General features: G+C 62.1%; 19 protein-coding genes. 11 read left to right on the forward strand and 8 right to left on the reverse strand.

Going from position 1 to position 17,880, the window contains the following annotated elements; translation table 11 throughout:
• Positions 1-23: 23 nt before the first annotated feature.
• Positions 24-1,169 (reverse strand): tRNA 2-thiouridine(34) synthase MnmA, encoded by a 1,146-nt coding sequence (mnmA, locus tag GOX53_RS11110; protein ID WP_171176268.1) that lies wholly within the window; start codon positions 1,167-1,169, stop codon positions 24-26.
• A 133-nt stretch (positions 1,170-1,302) separates the two neighbouring features.
• Between mnmA and GOX53_RS11115 the strand changes: the two genes are divergently transcribed.
• From GOX53_RS11115 to GOX53_RS30120, 5 genes are all read left to right on the forward strand, one after another.
• Positions 1,303-1,581: a DUF1153 domain-containing protein gene (locus GOX53_RS11115; protein ID WP_171176723.1), complete on the forward strand. Its 279-nt coding sequence runs from the start codon at positions 1,303-1,305 to the stop codon at positions 1,579-1,581.
• A gap of 98 nt (positions 1,582-1,679) precedes the next feature.
• Positions 1,680-2,396, forward strand: coding sequence for a response regulator transcription factor CtrA (gene ctrA / locus GOX53_RS11120; RefSeq protein WP_171176270.1), 717 nt, complete (start codon positions 1,680-1,682; stop codon positions 2,394-2,396).
• A gap of 120 nt (positions 2,397-2,516) precedes the next feature.
• Positions 2,517-4,769 carry an NAD-dependent DNA ligase LigA gene (ligA, locus tag GOX53_RS11125; protein ID WP_171176272.1) on the forward strand — a complete coding sequence of 751 codons (2,253 nt, stop codon included), beginning with the start codon at positions 2,517-2,519 and terminating at the stop codon, positions 4,767-4,769.
• Positions 4,766-6,856 (forward strand): ATP-dependent DNA helicase RecG, encoded by a 2,091-nt coding sequence (recG, locus tag GOX53_RS11130; RefSeq protein ID WP_171176274.1) that lies wholly within the window; start codon positions 4,766-4,768, stop codon positions 6,854-6,856. The genes ligA and recG overlap by 4 nt, the downstream gene beginning before the upstream one ends.
• A gap of 500 nt (positions 6,857-7,356) precedes the next feature.
• Entirely contained in the window at positions 7,357-7,479 is a 123-nt protein-coding gene (locus GOX53_RS30120) for a hypothetical protein (RefSeq protein WP_256415868.1), read from the forward strand.
• Between the two features lie 207 nt (positions 7,480-7,686).
• On the opposite strand, the gene GOX53_RS11135 is transcribed toward GOX53_RS30120, so the two are convergent.
• Positions 7,687-8,139, reverse strand: a complete 453-nt coding sequence (locus GOX53_RS11135) for an iron-sulfur cluster assembly scaffold protein (protein ID WP_171176276.1) — start codon at positions 8,137-8,139, stop codon at positions 7,687-7,689.
• 67 nt (positions 8,140-8,206) lie between these two features.
• Between GOX53_RS11135 and hisI the strand changes: the two genes are divergently transcribed.
• Positions 8,207-8,578 (forward strand): phosphoribosyl-AMP cyclohydrolase, encoded by a 372-nt coding sequence (gene hisI / locus GOX53_RS11140; protein ID WP_171176283.1) that lies wholly within the window; start codon positions 8,207-8,209, stop codon positions 8,576-8,578.
• Between the two features lie 57 nt (positions 8,579-8,635).
• Here hisI and gluQRS read toward each other — a convergent pair whose 3' ends face one another.
• From gluQRS to GOX53_RS11160, 4 genes are all read right to left on the reverse strand, one after another.
• Positions 8,636-9,481, reverse strand: coding sequence for a tRNA glutamyl-Q(34) synthetase GluQRS (gluQRS, locus tag GOX53_RS11145; protein WP_171176285.1), 846 nt, complete (start codon positions 9,479-9,481; stop codon positions 8,636-8,638).
• Positions 9,478-10,092 carry a class I SAM-dependent methyltransferase gene (locus GOX53_RS11150; RefSeq protein ID WP_171176288.1) on the reverse strand — a complete coding sequence of 205 codons (615 nt, stop codon included), beginning with the start codon at positions 10,090-10,092 and terminating at the stop codon, positions 9,478-9,480. Before GOX53_RS11150 ends, gluQRS begins: the two co-directional genes overlap by 4 nt.
• A 37-nt stretch (positions 10,093-10,129) precedes the next feature.
• Positions 10,130-11,470: a methylenetetrahydrofolate--tRNA-(uracil(54)-C(5))-methyltransferase (FADH(2)-oxidizing) TrmFO gene (gene trmFO / locus GOX53_RS11155; protein ID WP_171176290.1), complete on the reverse strand. Its 1,341-nt coding sequence runs from the start codon at positions 11,468-11,470 to the stop codon at positions 10,130-10,132.
• Positions 11,471-11,736: 266 nt separating this feature from the next.
• The gene (locus GOX53_RS11160) at positions 11,737-12,522 is read right to left on the reverse strand and encodes an enoyl-CoA hydratase (protein ID WP_171176292.1); all 786 of its coding nucleotides are present in this window, start codon (positions 12,520-12,522) and stop codon (positions 11,737-11,739) included.
• A 58-nt stretch (positions 12,523-12,580) separates the two neighbouring features.
• Between GOX53_RS11160 and GOX53_RS11165 the strand changes: the two genes are divergently transcribed.
• Positions 12,581-13,024 (forward strand): PaaI family thioesterase, encoded by a 444-nt coding sequence (locus GOX53_RS11165; RefSeq protein WP_171176294.1) that lies wholly within the window; start codon positions 12,581-12,583, stop codon positions 13,022-13,024.
• Between the two features lie 64 nt (positions 13,025-13,088).
• Here GOX53_RS11165 and GOX53_RS11170 read toward each other — a convergent pair whose 3' ends face one another.
• A complete protein-coding gene (locus GOX53_RS11170) occupies positions 13,089-13,316 on the reverse strand; it encodes a DUF1127 domain-containing protein (protein ID WP_171176296.1) in 228 nt (75 codons plus the stop codon).
• Positions 13,317-13,414: 98 nt separating this feature from the next.
• Between GOX53_RS11170 and GOX53_RS11175 the strand changes: the two genes are divergently transcribed.
• The 4 genes from GOX53_RS11175 to GOX53_RS11190 all read left to right on the forward strand — a co-directional run bounded on the left by GOX53_RS11175 (position 13,415) and on the right by GOX53_RS11190 (position 16,896).
• Positions 13,415-14,818: a PLP-dependent aminotransferase family protein gene (locus tag GOX53_RS11175; RefSeq protein ID WP_171176298.1), complete on the forward strand. Its 1,404-nt coding sequence runs from the start codon at positions 13,415-13,417 to the stop codon at positions 14,816-14,818.
• A gap of 168 nt (positions 14,819-14,986) precedes the next feature.
• A complete protein-coding gene (gene rplM, locus GOX53_RS11180) occupies positions 14,987-15,445 on the forward strand; it encodes a 50S ribosomal protein L13 (RefSeq protein WP_171176300.1) in 459 nt (152 codons plus the stop codon).
• A gap of 6 nt (positions 15,446-15,451) precedes the next feature.
• Positions 15,452-15,937, forward strand: coding sequence for a 30S ribosomal protein S9 (gene rpsI / locus GOX53_RS11185; protein WP_171176302.1), 486 nt, complete (start codon positions 15,452-15,454; stop codon positions 15,935-15,937).
• Positions 15,938-16,047: 110 nt separating this feature from the next.
• Complete coding sequence (locus GOX53_RS11190; RefSeq protein ID WP_171176304.1) at positions 16,048-16,896, forward strand: glycosyltransferase family 25 protein; 849 nt, start codon at positions 16,048-16,050, stop codon at positions 16,894-16,896.
• On the opposite strand, the gene GOX53_RS11195 is transcribed toward GOX53_RS11190, so the two are convergent.
• Entirely contained in the window at positions 16,875-17,783 is a 909-nt protein-coding gene (locus GOX53_RS11195) for a glycosyltransferase (protein WP_171176305.1), read from the reverse strand. The two genes, GOX53_RS11190 and GOX53_RS11195, sit on opposite strands and share 22 nt — an antisense overlap.
• Between the last annotated feature and the right edge of the window lie 97 nt (positions 17,784-17,880).

Consider the following 17,880-nt stretch of genomic DNA (forward strand, 5'->3'; position numbering starts at 1 on the left):
CGATGGGTGGCTGGGTCCGCGCCTCAGTATCCGCGCCAGATCCAGCCGCCGCCGTAGATGCGGCTGCCGCCGGTTTCATAAAAGACGCAGGCCTGCCCGGGTGAGATGCCTTCCTCGGGTGTCAGCAGTTCCACCTCGGCGGTGGTGTCCGACAGGGGCCGCAGGATTGCCTCGCGCGGAGGGCGGGTCGAGCGAACCTTGACCGACAGATGCCATTCGTCGCGGCTGGTAAAGGGTTCGTCCCCCAGCCAGTTGATCTCGCGCACCGGCACGGTGCGGGTGGCCAGCAGGTCCTTGGGGCCGACCACGACCTGTTTGGCGTCCACATCCAGTTTCACCACGTAGAGCGGCTCGCTGAGACCGCCGATGCCCAGACCGCGGCGCTGGCCGATCGTATAGTGGATGACGCCATGATGCGTGCCCAGCACCCGGCCATCGGCATGCACGATCTCGCCGGGTTCGGCAGCGCCGGGGCGCAGCTTTTCGATCACGCTGGCATAGTTGCCATTTGGCACGAAACAGATGTCCTGACTGTCGGGCTTGTCGGCAACGGCGAGGCCATATTGCGCGGCCATCTCGCGGGTGGCGTCCTTCGACGGCAGATGGCCCAGCGGAAAGCGCAGGTAGTCGAGCTGCTCTGGCGTGGTCGAGAACAGGAAATAGGACTGGTCGCGGTTGGCGTCCTCGGCACAGTGCAGCTCAGCCCCGTTCTGCCCCATCTTGCGCTGGATATAGTGGCCGGTTGCCATGCAGTCGGCCTCAAGATCCTTGGCCGTTTCCAGCAGGTCCTTGAACTTCACCCGTTCGTTGCAGCGGATGCAGGGCACCGGCGTGGCACCCGCCAGATAGCTGTCGGCGAATTCGTTGATCACCGCATCCTTGAAGATGTTCTCATAGTCCAGAACATAGTGGGGAAAGCCGCGCTCTTCGGCCACGCGTCGGGCGTCGTGAATATCGATCCCGGCGCAGCAAGCGCCTTTCTTGGCCAACGCCGCGCCATGGTCGTAAAGCTGCAGCGTCACCCCCACCACGTCGTACCCCTGATCGGCCAGATAGGCGGCCACGACCGAGCTGTCGACGCCGCCCGACATGGCCACGACTACCCGCGTCTCGGCGGGCGGCTTGGCAAAGCCAAGCGAGTTCAGCGGGGTTTCGGCATCAAGGGCCATGGCAGGGGTTCCGATCAGGGTTAAGGAAGACCGGCAGAATATAGGAAAATCCTAGACACTCTCAAGGGGCGGTTTCATCTGCCATTAAGTAGGCTGGGACAGAGTCGCTTTGCCACGACAGAAGGGACAGATGATGTTTTTGCGCAAGGTTGAAGGCCCCCGATCGGTAACCCTGCCGGATGGATCGATCCTGACACGTGCCGATTTGCCGCCTGAGAATACACAACGTTGGGTTGCATCTCGAAAGGTCACGGTGGTGCGTGGCGTTCTCTATGGTCTGCTTTCTCTGTTAGAGGCGAAAGAGAGATATGGTTTAAGCGAAGAAGAGTTCAATAGTTGGGTATCCGCCGTCGCCGAACACGGTGAAGACGCGTTAAAGGTGACTGCAATAAAAAAGTATCGACAACTTTAGGTTGATCCTACATAAACCAATTATCGGTAACGTCGGATTAACTATTATTGGTCAGGCTCAATTCGAAATCGAAACTATTCCTGAGGCGGAGAATTAATATGCGCATACTACTTGTCGAGGATGATCCAACCACATCCAAGAGCATCGAGCTGATGCTGACCCATGCCAACCTGAACGTCTACGCGACCGATTTGGGCGAGGAAGGGATCGACCTGGCAAAGCTGTATGATTACGACCTGATCCTGCTGGATCTGAACCTGCCGGACATGAACGGGCATGAAGTTCTGCGCCAGCTGCGGATGTCGCGGGTTGAAACGCCGATCCTGATCCTGTCGGGGGCGGACGATACCGAGAACAAGATCAAGGGGTTCGGCTTTGGCGCCGACGATTACTTGACCAAGCCGTTCCATCGCGAGGAGCTGGTGGCGCGCATTCACGCGATCATCCGTCGCTCGAAGGGGCATTCGCAGTCCGTGATCCATACCGGCCGCGTTGCGGTCAATCTGGACGCCAAGACCGTCGATGTCGAAGGCCAGCCCGTGCATCTGACCGGCAAGGAGTACCAGATGCTTGAGCTGCTGAGCCTACGCAAAGGGACGACCCTGACGAAAGAGATGTTTCTCAACCATCTTTACGGCGGCATGGACGAGCCGGAACTCAAGATCATTGACGTGTTTATCTGCAAGCTTCGCAAAAAGCTCAGCAACGCCACGGGCGGAGAAAACTATATCGAGACGGTTTGGGGCCGCGGCTATGTGCTGCGTGATCCACAGCCCGGCTCTATGGCGGAATCTCGCATGGCCGTCGGGGCCTGACCCAGTATTTTCAGCCGCCATGGGTCCAGGGCGGAGCCACCACTCGCGAAAACGACATCTGGACCTGCACATGGCCTCGCCCTATCACTGATGCCGAACTTCGAGCTTTAGGGCGGGGCCATGAACGATCTGATTGTCGTCGATGCATTGACCGAAGCGCAGGCGCGCGCGGAATTGGAGCGTCTGGCCGCGGCCCTGCTGCGCGCCAATGAGGCCTATCACACGGCTGATGCACCCGAGATTTCCGATGCCGACTACGACGTGCTCAAGCGTCGCAATGCCGAGATCGAGGCACGATTTCCCGATCTGAAGCGCGCCGACAGCCCGTCCGATCAGGTCGGCGCGCGTCCCGCTGAGGGGTTTGCCAAGGTCACCCACGCTGTCCGCATGCTGTCTCTGGGCAACGCCTTCGACGATGAGGATGTTGCGGATTTCGACCGTTCGATTCGCAAATACCTGGGCCTGTCGGATGTGGCCCCCCTGGCTTATACCGCCGAGCCCAAGATCGACGGGCTGTCCCTGTCGCTGCGCTATGAAAACGGTGCACTGATACAGGCGGCGACGCGCGGCGATGGTGAGGTGGGCGAGAATGTCACCGCCAATGCCCGCACCATCGCCGACATCCCGCAACAGATCAACGGAGCACCCGAAGTGCTGGAGGTCCGGGGTGAGGTCTATATGTCCCACGCGGATTTCGAGGCGCTGAACGCAAGACAGGCCGAAACCGGTGGCAAGCCGTTCGCCAACCCGCGCAACGCGGCGGCGGGATCCTTGCGGCAGTTGGATTCGCAGATCACCCGAGCGCGCCCGCTGCGATTTTTCGCCTATTCCTGGGGGCAGCTCTCGGCCACGCTGGCCGAGACGCAGATGGCGGCCATCGAGCGGCTGCAAGGGTTCGGGTTCCAGACCAACCTGCTCACCCGCCGCTGCGCCTCGCCGCAGGAGATGATCGCCCATTACCGCGAGATCGAGGCGCAGCGCGCCACGCTGGGCTACGACATTGACGGCGTGGTCTACAAGGTCGATGACCTGTCCCTGCAGGGCCGCCTCGGGTTCCGCTCGACCACGCCGCGTTGGGCGATCGCACACAAGTTCCCGGCCGAACTGGCCTGGACCCGGCTGGAAGCGATCGACATTCAGGTGGGCCGCACCGGCGCGCTCAGCCCTGTGGCGCGGCTGGCACCGGTAACTGTTGGCGGGGTCGTGGTCTCGAATGCCACGTTGCACAACGAGGATTATATCGCCGGTCGGGATGCCAAGGGCGGCGAGATCCGGGGCGGCAAGGATGTACGCGTGGGCGATTGGGTGCAGGTCTATCGCGCCGGTGACGTGATCCCGAAAGTGGCCGATGTGGACCTGTCGAAACGGCCCGATGATGCCGCGCCTTACATCTTTCCCACGCGATGTCCCGAATGCGACAGTACCGCCATCCGCGAAGAGGGCGACGCCGTGCGCCGCTGTACCGGTGGCCTGATCTGCCCGGCACAAGCAGTTGAAAAGCTGAAGCATTTCGTCTCGCGTAAGGCGTTCGACATCGAAGGTCTGGGGACGAAGCAGATCGAGATGTTTCATGCCGATGAAGTTCTGCCGATCAACACTCCGGCGGATATTTTCACCCTGCAGGAGCGCGATGCGCAGAATCTCGCCAGGCTGAAGAACCGGGACGGATGGGGCGATACCTCGGCCAGCAACCTGTTCGCTGCCATCGAAGAAAAACGTACGATCCCGCTGGCGCGGCTGATTTTTGCCTTGGGTATCCGTCACGTGGGCGAGGTCGGCGCGCGCGATCTCGCGTTGCATTACCGGGACTGGGACGCCATGGCCAATGCCTTGGATGACGCCCGGCCGGCAGCGCTGGCGCATCGCGCCGCCGACGAGGCGGAAGCGGCCGAGCGGATAGCGGCGGCAGACGAAGGGCGGCGCGCGAAAATCAAGGAGGCGCGCGATGCCGCCACGGCCGCCTGCGATGTATCCGAAGCAGCGGCCAGCGCATGGGCTGACTTGACCGACATCGACGGCATCGGCGCCGCGCTGGGCCTGTCGCTATCGGACGCCTTCGCCAATACCGACGAACGCGCCGCCTTTGACGTCTTACGCGCGCATCTAACCATCGTACCGCCCGAGGCTCCGGCAACGGAAAGCCCGGTTGCGGGCAAGACAGTCGTCTTCACCGGCACACTGGAAAAGATGACCCGGGCCGAGGCCAAAGCGCGGGCCGAGGCGTTGGGAGCCAAGGTCTCGGGCTCGGTCAGCAAGAAAACCGATCTGCTGGTGGCCGGGCCCGGCGCAGGCTCAAAGGCTAGGAAGGCCGCCGAGCTGGGGATCGAGACGCTGGACGAAGACGGCTGGCTGGCCCTGATCGGGGACGCATGAGCGGGCGGCCCGAACAGCTTTTCCCGCTGTTTGCGGGACTTGAGACGCTTGAGGGCGTGGGGCCGAAGACAGCGCAGCTATTGGCGCAGCTCGATATCGAATCGCCCCGGGACGTTCTGTTCTCATTGCCCTACGCGGTGGTCGACCGCCGCCGCCGCGACACGATACGGGGCGCCGATCTGCCTGCCACACTGACGGTCGAGGTGACGGTGGGCGCCCACCGCCCGCCGCGCAACAAGAGCGGGGCGTATCGGGTCTTTGTCGAGGATGCACAGACCGATTTTCAGCTTGTGTTCTTTCACGCGCGCGGGGACTACCTGAAACGAGTGCTGCCCGACGGCGCGCGCCGCGTGGTGTCGGGCAAGATGGAGCTGTTCGACGGCATGGCCAACATGGTGCATCCCGACCACATGCTGCCGGTTGCCGAGGCGGGCGATATCCCGGAGTTCGAGCCGGTTTACCACCTGACACAGGGCGTGACGCAAAAGACAGCCTACAAGGCGGCGCAAAGTGCGCTGGCTCGGGCTCCTGAGTTGGCGGAGTGGATCGATCCGGCGCAACTGACCAAGGAAAACTGGCCCGCTTGGTCTGCGGCGGTTGACGCAGCCCATGCGCCGCGCGGGCTGGATGACATGCTGCCGACCGCTCCGGCGCGTGCACGGCTGGCTTATGACGAGCTGTTCGCGCATCAGTTGACACTGGCGCTGGCCCGGCGACGCGAGCGCAAGGCACGGGGCGTGGTTAGCGTCGGCACTGGGGCCTTGCAGTCGAAAGTGTTGGCCAGCCTTCCATACCGGCCCACTGACGCCCAGACCCGGGCGATCGAGGAAATCGCCTCGGACATGGCGTCGGAAAGCCGGATGAACCGGCTGTTGCAGGGCGATGTGGGCGCGGGCAAGACACTGGTGGCCTTCATGGCGCTGCTGGTCGCGGTCGAGGCGGGCGGGCAGGGCGTGATGATGGCCCCGACCGAAATCCTCGCGCGCCAGCATCTGGAGGGGCTGCGTCCACTGGCCGAGGATGCGGGCGTGGTGCTGGAGATCCTGACGGGCCGCGACAAGGGGGCCGAGCGCCGCGCCAAGCTTGAGGCGCTGAAGCGCGGCGATATTCAGGTGCTGGTCGGCACCCATGCTGTGTTTCAAAGCGATGTGGAGTTTCGCGATCTGCGTCTGGCCATCGTCGATGAACAGCATCGGTTCGGTGTGCGCCAGCGGATGGAACTGGCGGAAAAAGGCATGGGCGCGGATGTGCTGGTGATGACCGCCACGCCGATCCCCCGCAGTCTGGCGCTGGCGCAATATGGCGACATGGATGTCTCGGTGCTGGACGAAAAGCCGCCCGGGCGCAAACCGATCAAAACGGCGGTGATCGGCACGCAGCGGATGGACGACGTGGTTGCACATCTGCGCGCGGCGATTGACGAAGGGCGGCAATGCTATTGGGTCTGCCCTCTGGTGGACGAATCCGAAGTCAGCGATCTGACCGCAGCCGAAGAACGGTTCAAACGCCTGCGCGCGGTGTTGGGCGAGGGGGTTGTGGGGCTGGTTCATGGCCAGATGCCGCCCTCTGAAAAGGACGCGGCGATGGCGGCGTTTCAGGCAGGCGAGACCAAGGTGCTGGTCGCGACCACCGTGATTGAAGTGGGGGTGAACGTGCCCAACGCCACAATCATGGTGATCGAGCGGGCCGAGATTTTTGGCTTGGCCCAATTGCATCAGTTGCGTGGCCGAGTGGGCCGCGGCGAGGCCGAATCCACCTGCCTGCTGATGTATCAGCCACCGCTCAGCGAGGGCGGGCGCCGCAGGCTGGAGGTGCTGCGCGAGACCGAGGACGGGTTCCGCATCTCCGAAACCGATCTGGAGATGCGCGGCGCCGGCGATCTGATCGGCACGGCGCAGTCGGGCCTGCCGAAATTCCGCATCGCCGATCTGGAACGGCAGGCCGGGTTGATGGCGGTGGCACAATCGGACGCCCGCGCTTTGCTGGCGGCAGACCCGGAACTGACCTCGGAGAGAGGCCAGGCGGCGCGTGTTCTTCTGTGGTTGATGAAGCAGGATCAGGCGATTCGGCTGATTTCAGTGGGATGAGCCTGTGGTTTAGGCGGGCAGCTAAATTCTTCCGATTCCCAAAAGCACTTTAGGTGTGAAAGCGGCTGCCGCCGATCGTTCCGCCCAGCCCAGAATCAAAGCACGCAGGGCTGCCGGGTAGCGGGTGCCGTTGTCGCGCCATTGGTCCGAGTGCCAATGGCGATACCGCTTCCATGGGCGGGCGCTTTGTTGACATCTGAGACCTGCATTGATGTCTGCTGTGGCGGCACAATTAACCGCAGACCATTGAGGGCGGGTGCGCCCACCCGCGGTCGGACGCCGCCCTGTTTTTGAGAAGTGCTCAGGGTCGAAAATCGGATCCTTCCGGATCTCGGTCCATCTTGCCAAACTTACCTCGAAAAGTTGCGTTAGATTTCAGGGGTTTGGCAGCTGAGATCTCTGTAAGTTCACAAATGTTCCCAAAAAGTTCTTTACAGACTCACTTAGAAATGAGAACAAAAGGTCAACAAAGGCTTAAAGACCTGACCCGGAGGAGTGACATGCTGACTCAGATCAAGACCGCGCTGAGCCGTTCTCAGACCACGCTGCTGCAGGATGCTGCGGGGGCGGCTTCGCTGGCGGTCATGCTGATGGTCGCGCTGCACCTGCCCGGAGGGTTCTGACCGAATCTGCCTGCGATCTCGTGCCGGTAGCCCGCATCAACCGTCCCCATCTGATGCAAGGGTGACCTGCCTGTCCCATACCCTTGAAGGGCCGTGCCTCGGCCCTGCGTGGTGATCCGGAGCCCACACGAGACCCGCAATGCCTGCCGCCGCCCTCTCCGCCCGGGAGGTGCGGCGGCTTTTTTTAATTGGAAGGCGGTGTGAGGATCAGGCGCAGTCGGCCTGTTCAGCCTGCTCCATCGCCTCGGCAGTGGCCTCAAGCGCCAGCATGATCGAGGCGTGGCGGTTCTTGTAGTCACGCGCGGGGATCAGCACCTCAAGCCCGTTGAACGGGGCCTCGGGCGCGGGGCCGTCCTGTTTCAGCATCGCCTTTAGCTGATCGCGCGCGGTTTCCACTTGGGCCCGGTTCGCGCCGATGATGGCATCGCCCACGACCGAGGCCGACGCCTGACCCAGAGCGCAGGCTTTCACGTCCTGACCGAAATCGGTGATCCGGCCATCCGCCACTTTCACGTCCACCGTGACGGTCGAACCGCAAAGGGGCGAGCGTTTTTTGACCGTGGCATGAGGGGCTTCGAGCCGGTCGAGATGCGGGATATCCGCCGCCAGCGCTAGGATGCGGGCGGAATAGAGTTTGATGAGATCGGTCTCGCCGGACATGGCTTTCCCTCGTTGGCTGTTCCCCATACATAGTGGGCGAACCCGTGGATGCAAAAGGTTTTTACCCATGTCTTTAAACACGACCTTCGACCCGTCATCGCTGACCTATAACGCGGCTGGGTTGATCCCGGCGATTGCTCAGGACGAGGGCTCGGGCGAGGTGCTGATGATGGCCTGGATGAATGCCGAAGCCGTGGCGCGGACGCTGGAGACGCGCCGGGTGACCTATTGGTCGCGGTCGCGGCAGGCGTTCTGGGTCAAGGGCGAAAGCTCGGGCCATGTGCAGGAGCTGGTGGACTTCCGCGTCGATTGCGACCGGGATTGCCTGCTGGTTCTGGTGCGGCAGACCGGGCCCGCCTGTCACACCAACCGGCGGAGCTGTTTTTATACGGCGGTGCGCGATGGGGGCGAGGTCGAGCTGATGATACCCGAGGGGTGAATGGCCCGTGCCGGGTCATGCCTTCGGCGAGAGTATTTTTGAAAAGATGAAGTGGACTCAGAACCCGACCATGGTGCGGATGTCCTGGGGCGTGGCGCCGTCTTGACGATATTTTGCGATGGCGCGGGCGTCGTCGCGTTTGGCCAGGCGCTTGCCCGCTTCGTCGCGGATCAGGCGGTGGTGGTGATAGGTGGGGGTGGGCAGGTCCAGCAGGGCTTGCAGCAGGACGTGGATCTGGGTGGCGTCGAACAGGTCGGCGCCGCGGATCACCTGGGTGATCTGCTGGTCGGCATCGTCGACCACGACGGACAGGTGGTAGGAACTACCCATGTTGCGGCGCACGAGGATGATGTCACCGACCGCGTGGATCAAGGCGTCGGGGTCGAGACGGTGGGCGCCTGTGCGCGCGGGGCCGGTTTCGGTGAAGCTGCGCGGGGGCAGGGCGGTCAGCGCCTTGGCCATGTCGAGGCGGAGGACGTCCGTTGCGCCTGCCTCGGACAGGGGGCGATTGCGGCAGGTGCCGGAATAGATGCGGCCGTCGGGGCCGAATTGCGGAACGCCTTCCTGCGGGGCTCCGGCGGCGGCCTCGATATCGGCGCGGTTGCACCGGCAGGGATAGACGAGGCCCATGGTCCGGAGCCGTTCCAGTGTTTGTACATAACGCGGCAGCCGGTCGGATTGGCGCAGGACCGGTTCGGGCCAGTCGAGGCCCAGCCAGCGGAGATCGTCGTAGATCTGCGTCTCCCATTGAGGGCGGGCGCGGGACTGGTCGACATCCTCGATGCGCAGCAGGAAGGTCCCGCCCACCGCAAGTGCCATGTCATGGGCCAGCAGCGCCGAATAGGCGTGGCCGAGATGCAGAGGACCGGTTGGGGATGGCGCAAAGCGAGTGGTGAAAGTCACATTTTCTCAACGATATAAACGTCAGATTTCAAGTCCATACCGGGCAGATGTGGGCCGTACTCTTTGAAGAGAAGACGCGCCGCCCCCATGTCCAGCCAATCGTTCAGGCGGCCCGAATAGGACGGGTCGGCCAGCGCGTGATCGTTGAAGGAGAACGCCAGCAATCCGCCCTTGGGTAGCGCCTTCATCAGCAGGTCGAAGGTCTGCGGTGGGGCAGCGCCGACGCCAATGACGCCGATGGCAGTGATTGCCTTGTAGGCGCCCTGTTCCAGCGGGTCGGGATCGGTGATCTCGAAGCTGGAGAGGTTGCGGTAGACCCCCTTGGCGCGGGCGCCTTCGAGCATCTGAGGCGTGGGATCGACGCCGTCAATCACCTCAAACCCGGCCCGGCGCAGGGCGAGGCCGGACAGGCCGGTGCCGCAGCCATAGTCCAGAATGGGGGTCTGTGGTTCGGGCAGTTTCGACCAGAGCGCCTCGGCCACCCGGCCCGGGGTGGCATAGCCGTGTTCACCCACCTCATCGTCATAGGAGGCGGCCCATTTCTCGTAATGGGCCTTGGTCTCTTCGGGGCTGTCGAGGCTGTAGGTGTCTTTCAGGAATTTCTCGCTCATATCCCCATGTTAGGCGCGGGGCCGCAGCCCCGTCCAGTCAGGAATGCGCGAGCCAGTCTGTCCAGGCCGCCTTGGCGCGATCTGTATAGGCTTTGTAGCGATCCTTGCGGCCCCGGCGCCCGCCTTTCAGCCCTTCGACCGGGCGAAACAGGCCAAAATTGACGTTCATTGGCTGGAATGTCTTGGCCTCGGCGCCACCGGTGATGTGGTGGATCAGTGCGCCCATGGCGCTGTCCTGCGGCACCTCGGGCAGGTGTTGCCCGAGGATTTCGGCGGCGGCCATGCGACCCGCCAGTAGGCCCATCGCTGCGCTTTCCACATAGCCTTCGACACCGGTGATCTGCCCGGCAAAACGGATATTGGGCCGCGATTTCAGCCGCATCTGCGCATCCAGCAGGGTGGGCGAGTTGATGAAGGTGTTACGGTGGATGCCGCCCAGACGAGCAAACCCGGCATTTTCCAATCCCGGGATCATGCGGAATACCTCTGTCTGTGCGCCATATTTCATCTTGGTCTGAAAGCCCACGATGTTGAACAGCGTCCCCAGCGCGTTGTCGCGGCGCAGCTGCACCACCGCATGGGCCTTTTCGTGCGGTTTGTGTGGGTTGGTCAGGCCCACTGGTTTCATCGGCCCGTGGCGCAGGGTTTCGCGGCCACGTTCGGCCATCACCTCGATAGGCAGGCAGCCGTCGAAATAGCCGGCGGTCTCGCCCTCGTGGAATTCGGTCTTGTCGGCGGCCAGCAGCGCGTCGATGAAGGCCTCGTACTGATCGCGGTTCATCGGGCAGTTGAGGTAGGCGGTGCGCTCTTCCTCGGTCTCGCCCTTGTCATAGCGCGACTGCATCCAGACCTGGCTCATGTCGATCGTGTCGGCATGGACGATGGGGGCGATGGCGTCGAAAAAGGCCAGCGCTTCGGCGCCGGTTTCGGTGCGGATCGCCTCACCCAGGGCAGGCGAGGTCAGCGGGCCGGTGGCAAAGATCCAATGGCTGTCAGCGGGCAGTTCGGTAACCTCTTCGCTGGTGACGCTCACACGCGGATGGGCGCGCAGCCGGGCAGTGACGGTTTCGGCAAAGGGTTCACGGTCCACGGCCAGCGCGCCGCCTGCGGGCAGGCGGTGGGCATCGGCGGTGGTCATGATCAGGCCGTTTGCCGCCCGCATCTCCCAATGCAGCAGGCCGACGGCGTTCTGTTCGTCATCATCCGAGCGGAAGGAGTTCGAGCACACCATCTCACCCAGATTGCCGGTCTGGTGTGCGAAGGTTCCCACCTTGGGGCGCATCTCGTGGATCATCACGTCCACGCCCATTTCGGCAGCCTGCCAGGCGGCTTCGGACCCGGCCATGCCGCCGCCGACGATATGCAATGTCTCGGTCATGAGCAGCCACTTAAGGCAGGGGCGGCGCACGCGCAACGCCCAAGCGCGATGTGCTGCCGGAAGGCGGTCATATGTGTGGAAATCTTGGGGTCGCCGCTGCGGGGATGTCTATACCGGTGAGAGAGACCGGTCAGGAGGGACCTTCCGCCCACGGCGACCCAAAAGTAAGTAGACGGCATAAGCCTTGCCAAATCCTTGCCACAGTGTTGCCGTTTTGAAAAGAGCCAAAATGCACACAATCCTGTTTTTATGTTGAAACAATTGCGTTACTGGCGCCAATCCGGGTCTCTTTTCTCAATAAATGCGGCAATTCCTTCTTCGGTGTCGCGGTACAGCATATTTTCGACCATTACGTCCCGGGTATAGGCGTAGGCCTGATCCAGCGGCATCTGCATCTGTTGGTAAAAGGCCTGTTTGCCGATCTTCACCGCCGCGCCCAGCTTGGCGGCGAGCGTGTCGGCCAGCGCCCGGGTTTCGGCCTCCAGCGCCTCGGGCGGCACGATCCGGTTCACCAGCCCTAGTTCTTCGGCGCGTGTGGCGGCGATGAACTGGCCGGTGGTCAGCATCTCGAACGCGTGTTTGCGCGGCATGTTGCGGCTGAGCGCCACCATGGGGGTCGAGCAGAAGAGGCCGATATTCACCCCGTTGACGCCGAACCGGGTGCCCTCAGCGGCCACCGCCAGATCGCAGGAGGCGACCAGCTGGCACCCGGCGGCGGTGGCGATACCGTGGACTTGCGCGATCACCGGTTGCGGCAGCGATTGGATCGACATCATCATCCGCGCGCAGCGGTCGAAGAGGTCCTGAAAATAAGCCTTGCCACCATCCTCGGCCTGGCGTCCTGCGGTCATCTGTTTCAGATCATGACCCGCGCAGAACGCCTTGCCCGCTCCTGAAAGGATCACTGCACGGACCGAGCGGTCGTCCTGCAGCGCATCGAATTCCGCCTGCAGCGTCGCCAGCATCTCCTCGCTGAGTGCATTGAGCCGCTCGGGCGCGTTCATTTGCAGATGGGCTACTGCGCCCGTGTCGTGACGTTCCAGAATTGCCATCTTGCCCTCCCCGCGAGACTCGGGGCAACTCTAGGGGCAAGCGGCGAGGAGGGAAAGCATGGCGGTGGTGATGGGCAAGGAGGAACTGGCAGAGTACATGGCGACAGTGTTCCCGCAGGTACGCGAGGATTTTGCCATCGACGAGTTGACCGAGGACAGCGTGACCATGCGCCTGCTGACCGCCGAACGGCATCTGCGTCCAGGCGGAACCATCTCGGGGCCGTCGATGTTCGCGCTGGCCGATGTCTGCGTCTATGCCATGGTGCTGGCCCGTTTGGGCCGTCAGGCGCTGGCGGTGACCACAAGCTGTTCGATGGATTTCATGCGCAAGCCGGACGGATCGGCGCAGATGGTGGCGCAGTGCCGGTTGCTGAAGCTGGGCAGGTCGCTGGCGGTCGGCGATATCCTGATGTTCTCGGAGGGCTCGGACAAGCCGGTGGCCCGCGCCACGATGACCTATTCGATTCCGCCTGCGGGCTCGGCCGCAGCGGCGGCCGGGTGAAAAAAGGCCGGGGTCAGACCCCGGCCCAGGAAGAGGTCCCTATGAAAGGGACTGGGGATTGCTTCTAAAGCTGCCAGAACCGGCGGTGCGCCTCGTGGCGGGCCTGGCCTCGGGTCAGGCCGACATCCGCAAGCAGATGATCGTCAAGGCGGCTCAGGTTGACCCGGGTTCTGCGGCGTTGCTCCCATGTCGTGACGGTGGCTGCGAAGCGTACCGCCAATGCCGCGATCAGCGGCAGCCGGGGGCTGGCGTTCAGCAGCATAAGGGAGCGGGCAGGCATCGCGCGTGTCATGACTAAAATCCTTTCAATTGTATTGACACAATGCGTATCTTATTGATACACTTTCTTGATACATTCCGAATTGTGTCGAAATCAAGGGAAAGATTGTAATGGGTACAATTTGGCCCGAAGACCTTCCGCGGGCGAAAGGCCCGAAATACAAAGCGGTTGCCGACACAATCCGGACCGCGGTCAAGAACAAGAGCCTGGAGGTCGGTGCCAAGCTGCCGCCGGTGCGCGAACTGGCCTATCGGCTGGGTATCACCCCTGGCACCGTGGCGCGGGCCTATACGATCCTCACCGATGAAGGGTTGCTGCAGGCCGAGGTGGGGCGGGGTACCTTCGTGGCGCCGCCCAAATCTCCGATCCTCGATGATGTCTGGTCGCGCCAGTTGCACCTGCTGGAGGCCCGGGATCCGAACCATGTCAGCCTGTTCAGCCCTCGGCTGGCGGATGTGGGGCAGGTGGCGCTGATCCGCGAATGCCTGCAGAAAGTGGCGCAGGCCGATCCGTGGCTGTTTCTCAACTACCCGACCCGCGATGCCTATCTGCCGGTGCGGCAGGCGGTGGTGGACTGGCTCTCGGATCTGCCGCTGGGGAAATTGGACCCGGACGATGTGGTGCTGACCCATGGCGGCCAGAATGGGTTGTGCGTGGTGTTTCAGGCGATCCTCAGGGGGCCAAAGCCCGTGGTTCTGGTCGAGGACCTATCCTATGCCGGGTTCCGTCGGGCTGGCGAGTTGATGCGCGCCGAGGTGGTGGGGATCAAGATGGACAAATGGGGACTCAGCGCCGAGGCGCTGGAACATGTCCTGCGTCAGACCCCGGCGCAGGCCATCTGCGTCTCGCCCGAAGTGCAGAACCCCACCGGCTGCCACATGCCGCTGGAGCGCCGCAAGGAAATCGTCGAGGTGGCGAAGAAACACGATCTGCAGATCATCGAGGACGACTGTTATCGCATGGGCGACGCTCGTGCGCCCAGCTTCCGAGCGCTAGCACCGGACCGGGGCTGGCATGTGTCGTCGATCTCAAAGACCTTGACCCCAGCACTGCGCGTCGGCTTTGCACTACCGCCCGTGGGGCGGGGCGCGGATCTGCGGCGCGCAGCGGAATATGGGTATTTCGGTCTGGCGCAGCCGCTGGCGGCGCTGGTGCAACTGGTACTCAGCGATCCACGCGCCAACGACCTGGCAGGCGCGGTACGCAAACGCATGGCCGAGTATGTGCGGGTGACGGTCAATGTGCTGGGCGGGTTCGATCTGGTCTGGGATTCCGAGATCCCCTTTGTCTGGCTGCGGCTGCCCTCGGGCTGGCGCGCCTCGGCCTTCAGCCGGGCGGCGGAACGCGAAGGCGTGCAGGTGCGCTCGGCCGATGAGTTTGCTCTGCGCGACGGGCGTGCGCCCAACGCGGTGCGCATCGCCATGAACGGCCATGTGCCGTTGTCGGATTTCGAGGCAGCGATGCAACGCCTGCGCGCATTGCTGGACAACCCGCCGGAACAGATCAGTGTGTAGGTAGTTTTATGGGGTAAAATAATACCTATTTTACAAAGCATTGAAATTGCTTATATAAAATAGGTTTAGCGCGCTTGACCTGTGCGCAACTCCCCCATAAAACCCATCCATCGAATTCGGACTGGCCCGATTGGGTCGGTCTTTCACATCAAACAGGACTATCCTGCCATGAAAACCTTTTCTGCAACTCCTGCAGACATCGACAAGAAGTGGATTCTGATCGACGCCGAGGGCGTTGTTCTGGGCCGTCTTGCCTCGATCGTCGCCATGCGCCTGCGTGGCAAGCACAAAGCGTCGTTCACCCCGAACATGGACATGGGCGACAATGTCATCGTGATCAACGCTGACAAAATCCAGATGACCGGCAAGAAGCGCGACGAGAACTTCTACTGGCACACTGGCCACCCGGGCGGCATCAAGTCGCGCACCAAGCAGCAGATCCTCGAGGGTGCACACCCCGAGCGCGTCGTGACCCAGGCGGTCAAGCGCATGCTGCCGGGCAACCGTCTGGCGCGCCAACAAATGACCAACCTGCGCGTTTATGCCGGTGCCGAGCACCCGCACGAAGCCCAGGCCCCCGAAGTTCTGGACGTCAAGTCCATGAACAAGAAAAACACCCGGAGCTAATGACCGATGGCTGATCAGATCAATACTCTCGAAGAGCTGAGCGCCGTCACAGGCGTTGAAACCGTGGCCGAAGAAGCCGTTGCACGCGAGCCCGTGCGCGATGAGTTGGGCCGCTCCTATGCAACCGGCAAGCGTAAAGACGCTGTCGCCCGCGTCTGGATCAAGCCGGGTTCCGGCAAGGTCACCGTGAACGGCAAGGACCAGGACGTCTATTTTGCACGCCCCGTTCTCCAGCTGATCCTGCGCCAGCCGTTCCAGGTTGCCGGCGTTGAAGGTGAGTTCGACGTTGTCGCAACCGTCAAGGGCGGTGGCCTGACCGGTCAGGCCGGTGCGGTCAAGCATGGCATCTCGAAAGCACTGCAGCTCTACGATCCCAACCTGCGTGGCGCGCTGAAAGCCGCTGGCTTCCTGACCCGCGACAGCCGCGTTGTGGAACGTAAGAAATACGGTAAGCGCAAAGCGCGTCGTTCGTTCCAGTTCTCGAAGCGTTAAATCGCTCTGGGCACAATCCAAAGTCGGGCCACGAGGTTTCTCGTGGCCTTTCTTTTTGTGAATGGGTAAATCTCCGCTGTGCGGACATGGCCGCCGGTAGACGGGTGGAAATGGGTAGAGTGCGAGCCTTTTACATCAATATGGACCGGGATACTGACCGGCTGGAGCATATGCAGGAGCAGTCCCGGATTACCGGTCTGGAATTCTGCCGTGTCCCGGCAGTGGCGGCGGCCCAACTCGATCTGGCGCAGGTCGCCCAGTATCAACCGCATCAGTACCGTCACAGCCGTTGGCATCTGCGCCCGTTGGAGGTCGCCGTCTTTCTCAGTCACCGCCAGGCTTGGGAGAAGATCGTCGAAAGCGGAGATCCCTTTGCCATTGTCATGGAGGATGATCTGGTCTTCGCACCGGATTTTGCGTCAAAGATCGCTTCGCTTGTCGAGGGGGATGTTCCGTTCGATCTTGTGCGGCTCTGCACGTTCATCCAGCATCGAACCATTGGGCCACTCTGCACGGTAGATTCTTCGACCCATCTGCGCCGTATCATTCAGGAAATGGGTGATGCCGGGTGCTATCTGGTGTCGCGGCAGGCCTGCCTGCAGCTGCTGGCGCAGTCGCAGGCGTTTTGCGACCATCTGGACGATTTTGTTTTTTCACCGGAGCGCGGGTTGCGGATCTACCAACTCGATCCTCCGCTGGCAGGACAGGTCATCCATGACATGAATCTGATGGCAGCTTGGAAGGCGCAGGGAAAGCTGGTCAGCGTGCGCGAGGCCGACGATCGCCGGTCCAAGGACAAAGGGCCTGCCCTGTATCGGTTGAAGAAGGAACTGAAACGCGCGCTGCGCGAGTTGCGGCTGTCAGTGCACAGGCGATTTCTTTCGGCGCAGACGATCAGTCTTGCGGACATAAAAGCTCCGAGCGCCGATCGTAGTGATCAGAACTTGCGCCAGGGTTGAAGGCCCCTTTTCACGGTTTTGAGCAGGGAATGCCTGGCGGCCGAGCGCAGCGTGGGTGAGGCCTCGGGCGACTTCAGAACAGCCAGCAGCAGACGCGCGGGCAGGTGCCCGCGAAGGTAGAACTTACTGTACTCTTCCGGCGTGTAGAGGACCGATGGAGCGACTTCAGCAAAGAACTTCGCCCAGATGTTTCCGTGGTCTTGAGACACTTTGTCGATCTCGGCGGAGACACCCCGGCTCCAATAGAGCGAAATCGGAAAGTCCAGTTTCAGTCCGTGCACGGATTTCCTTGTCAGCATTTTCAGCATCATGTCGTAATCGCCCGAAATCGGGAACGCCATGTCGTGCCCACCGAGTTCCAGGAAAAGCGACCGGCGCAGGAACAACGAGTTGTGCCCGAACGGCATGCGCTGCAGGATCGCGTTGAGATTGGTTTTGGTGATTTCCTTGCGCTGTCCCCGGTCATCCTCGTGAACCAACGTGCCATAGGCGAAATCAGGCTTTTGATCTGCCAGGATGGTCGCGGCGCGTTCCAACACGTCGGGCGCGGCAAGTGAATCGTCCGAATTGAGAAACAACAAATATTCACCGCGCGCGTTTTCGGCACCATTGTTCATGCCTTCAAACAGATTGCGGTCCGACTGGCTGAAGACGCGAGTGTTGCGTGCACCCTCTGTTGCCGAGGCAATCAGGGACGCGGTGCCGTCCGTTGAGGCGCCATCCTGAATGACATGTTCGAATGTGTCGCCAGTCTGATCCTGAACGCATTTCACAGCCCGCAAAAAGCTTTCGCGGCGCCCGGCTTCGATCAGATTGTACGTGGCGGTGATGATCGAAATCACCGGCTTGTCTTTGTTTGCCTCGAAAGATGAATGGGGCAAGGTCAATGAGGAACTCCGCCAATCGGATGTTTCTGACGCGCGCGCGCGGGCGATCGTCTGTTTTGCATCCTCTAACCAAGACCGAAGGTGGAGACCAGACCTT

It is taken from the genome of Ruegeria sp. HKCCD8929 (genome assembly GCF_013031405.1).
GTDB lineage: Bacteria > Pseudomonadota > Alphaproteobacteria > Rhodobacterales > Rhodobacteraceae > Ruegeria.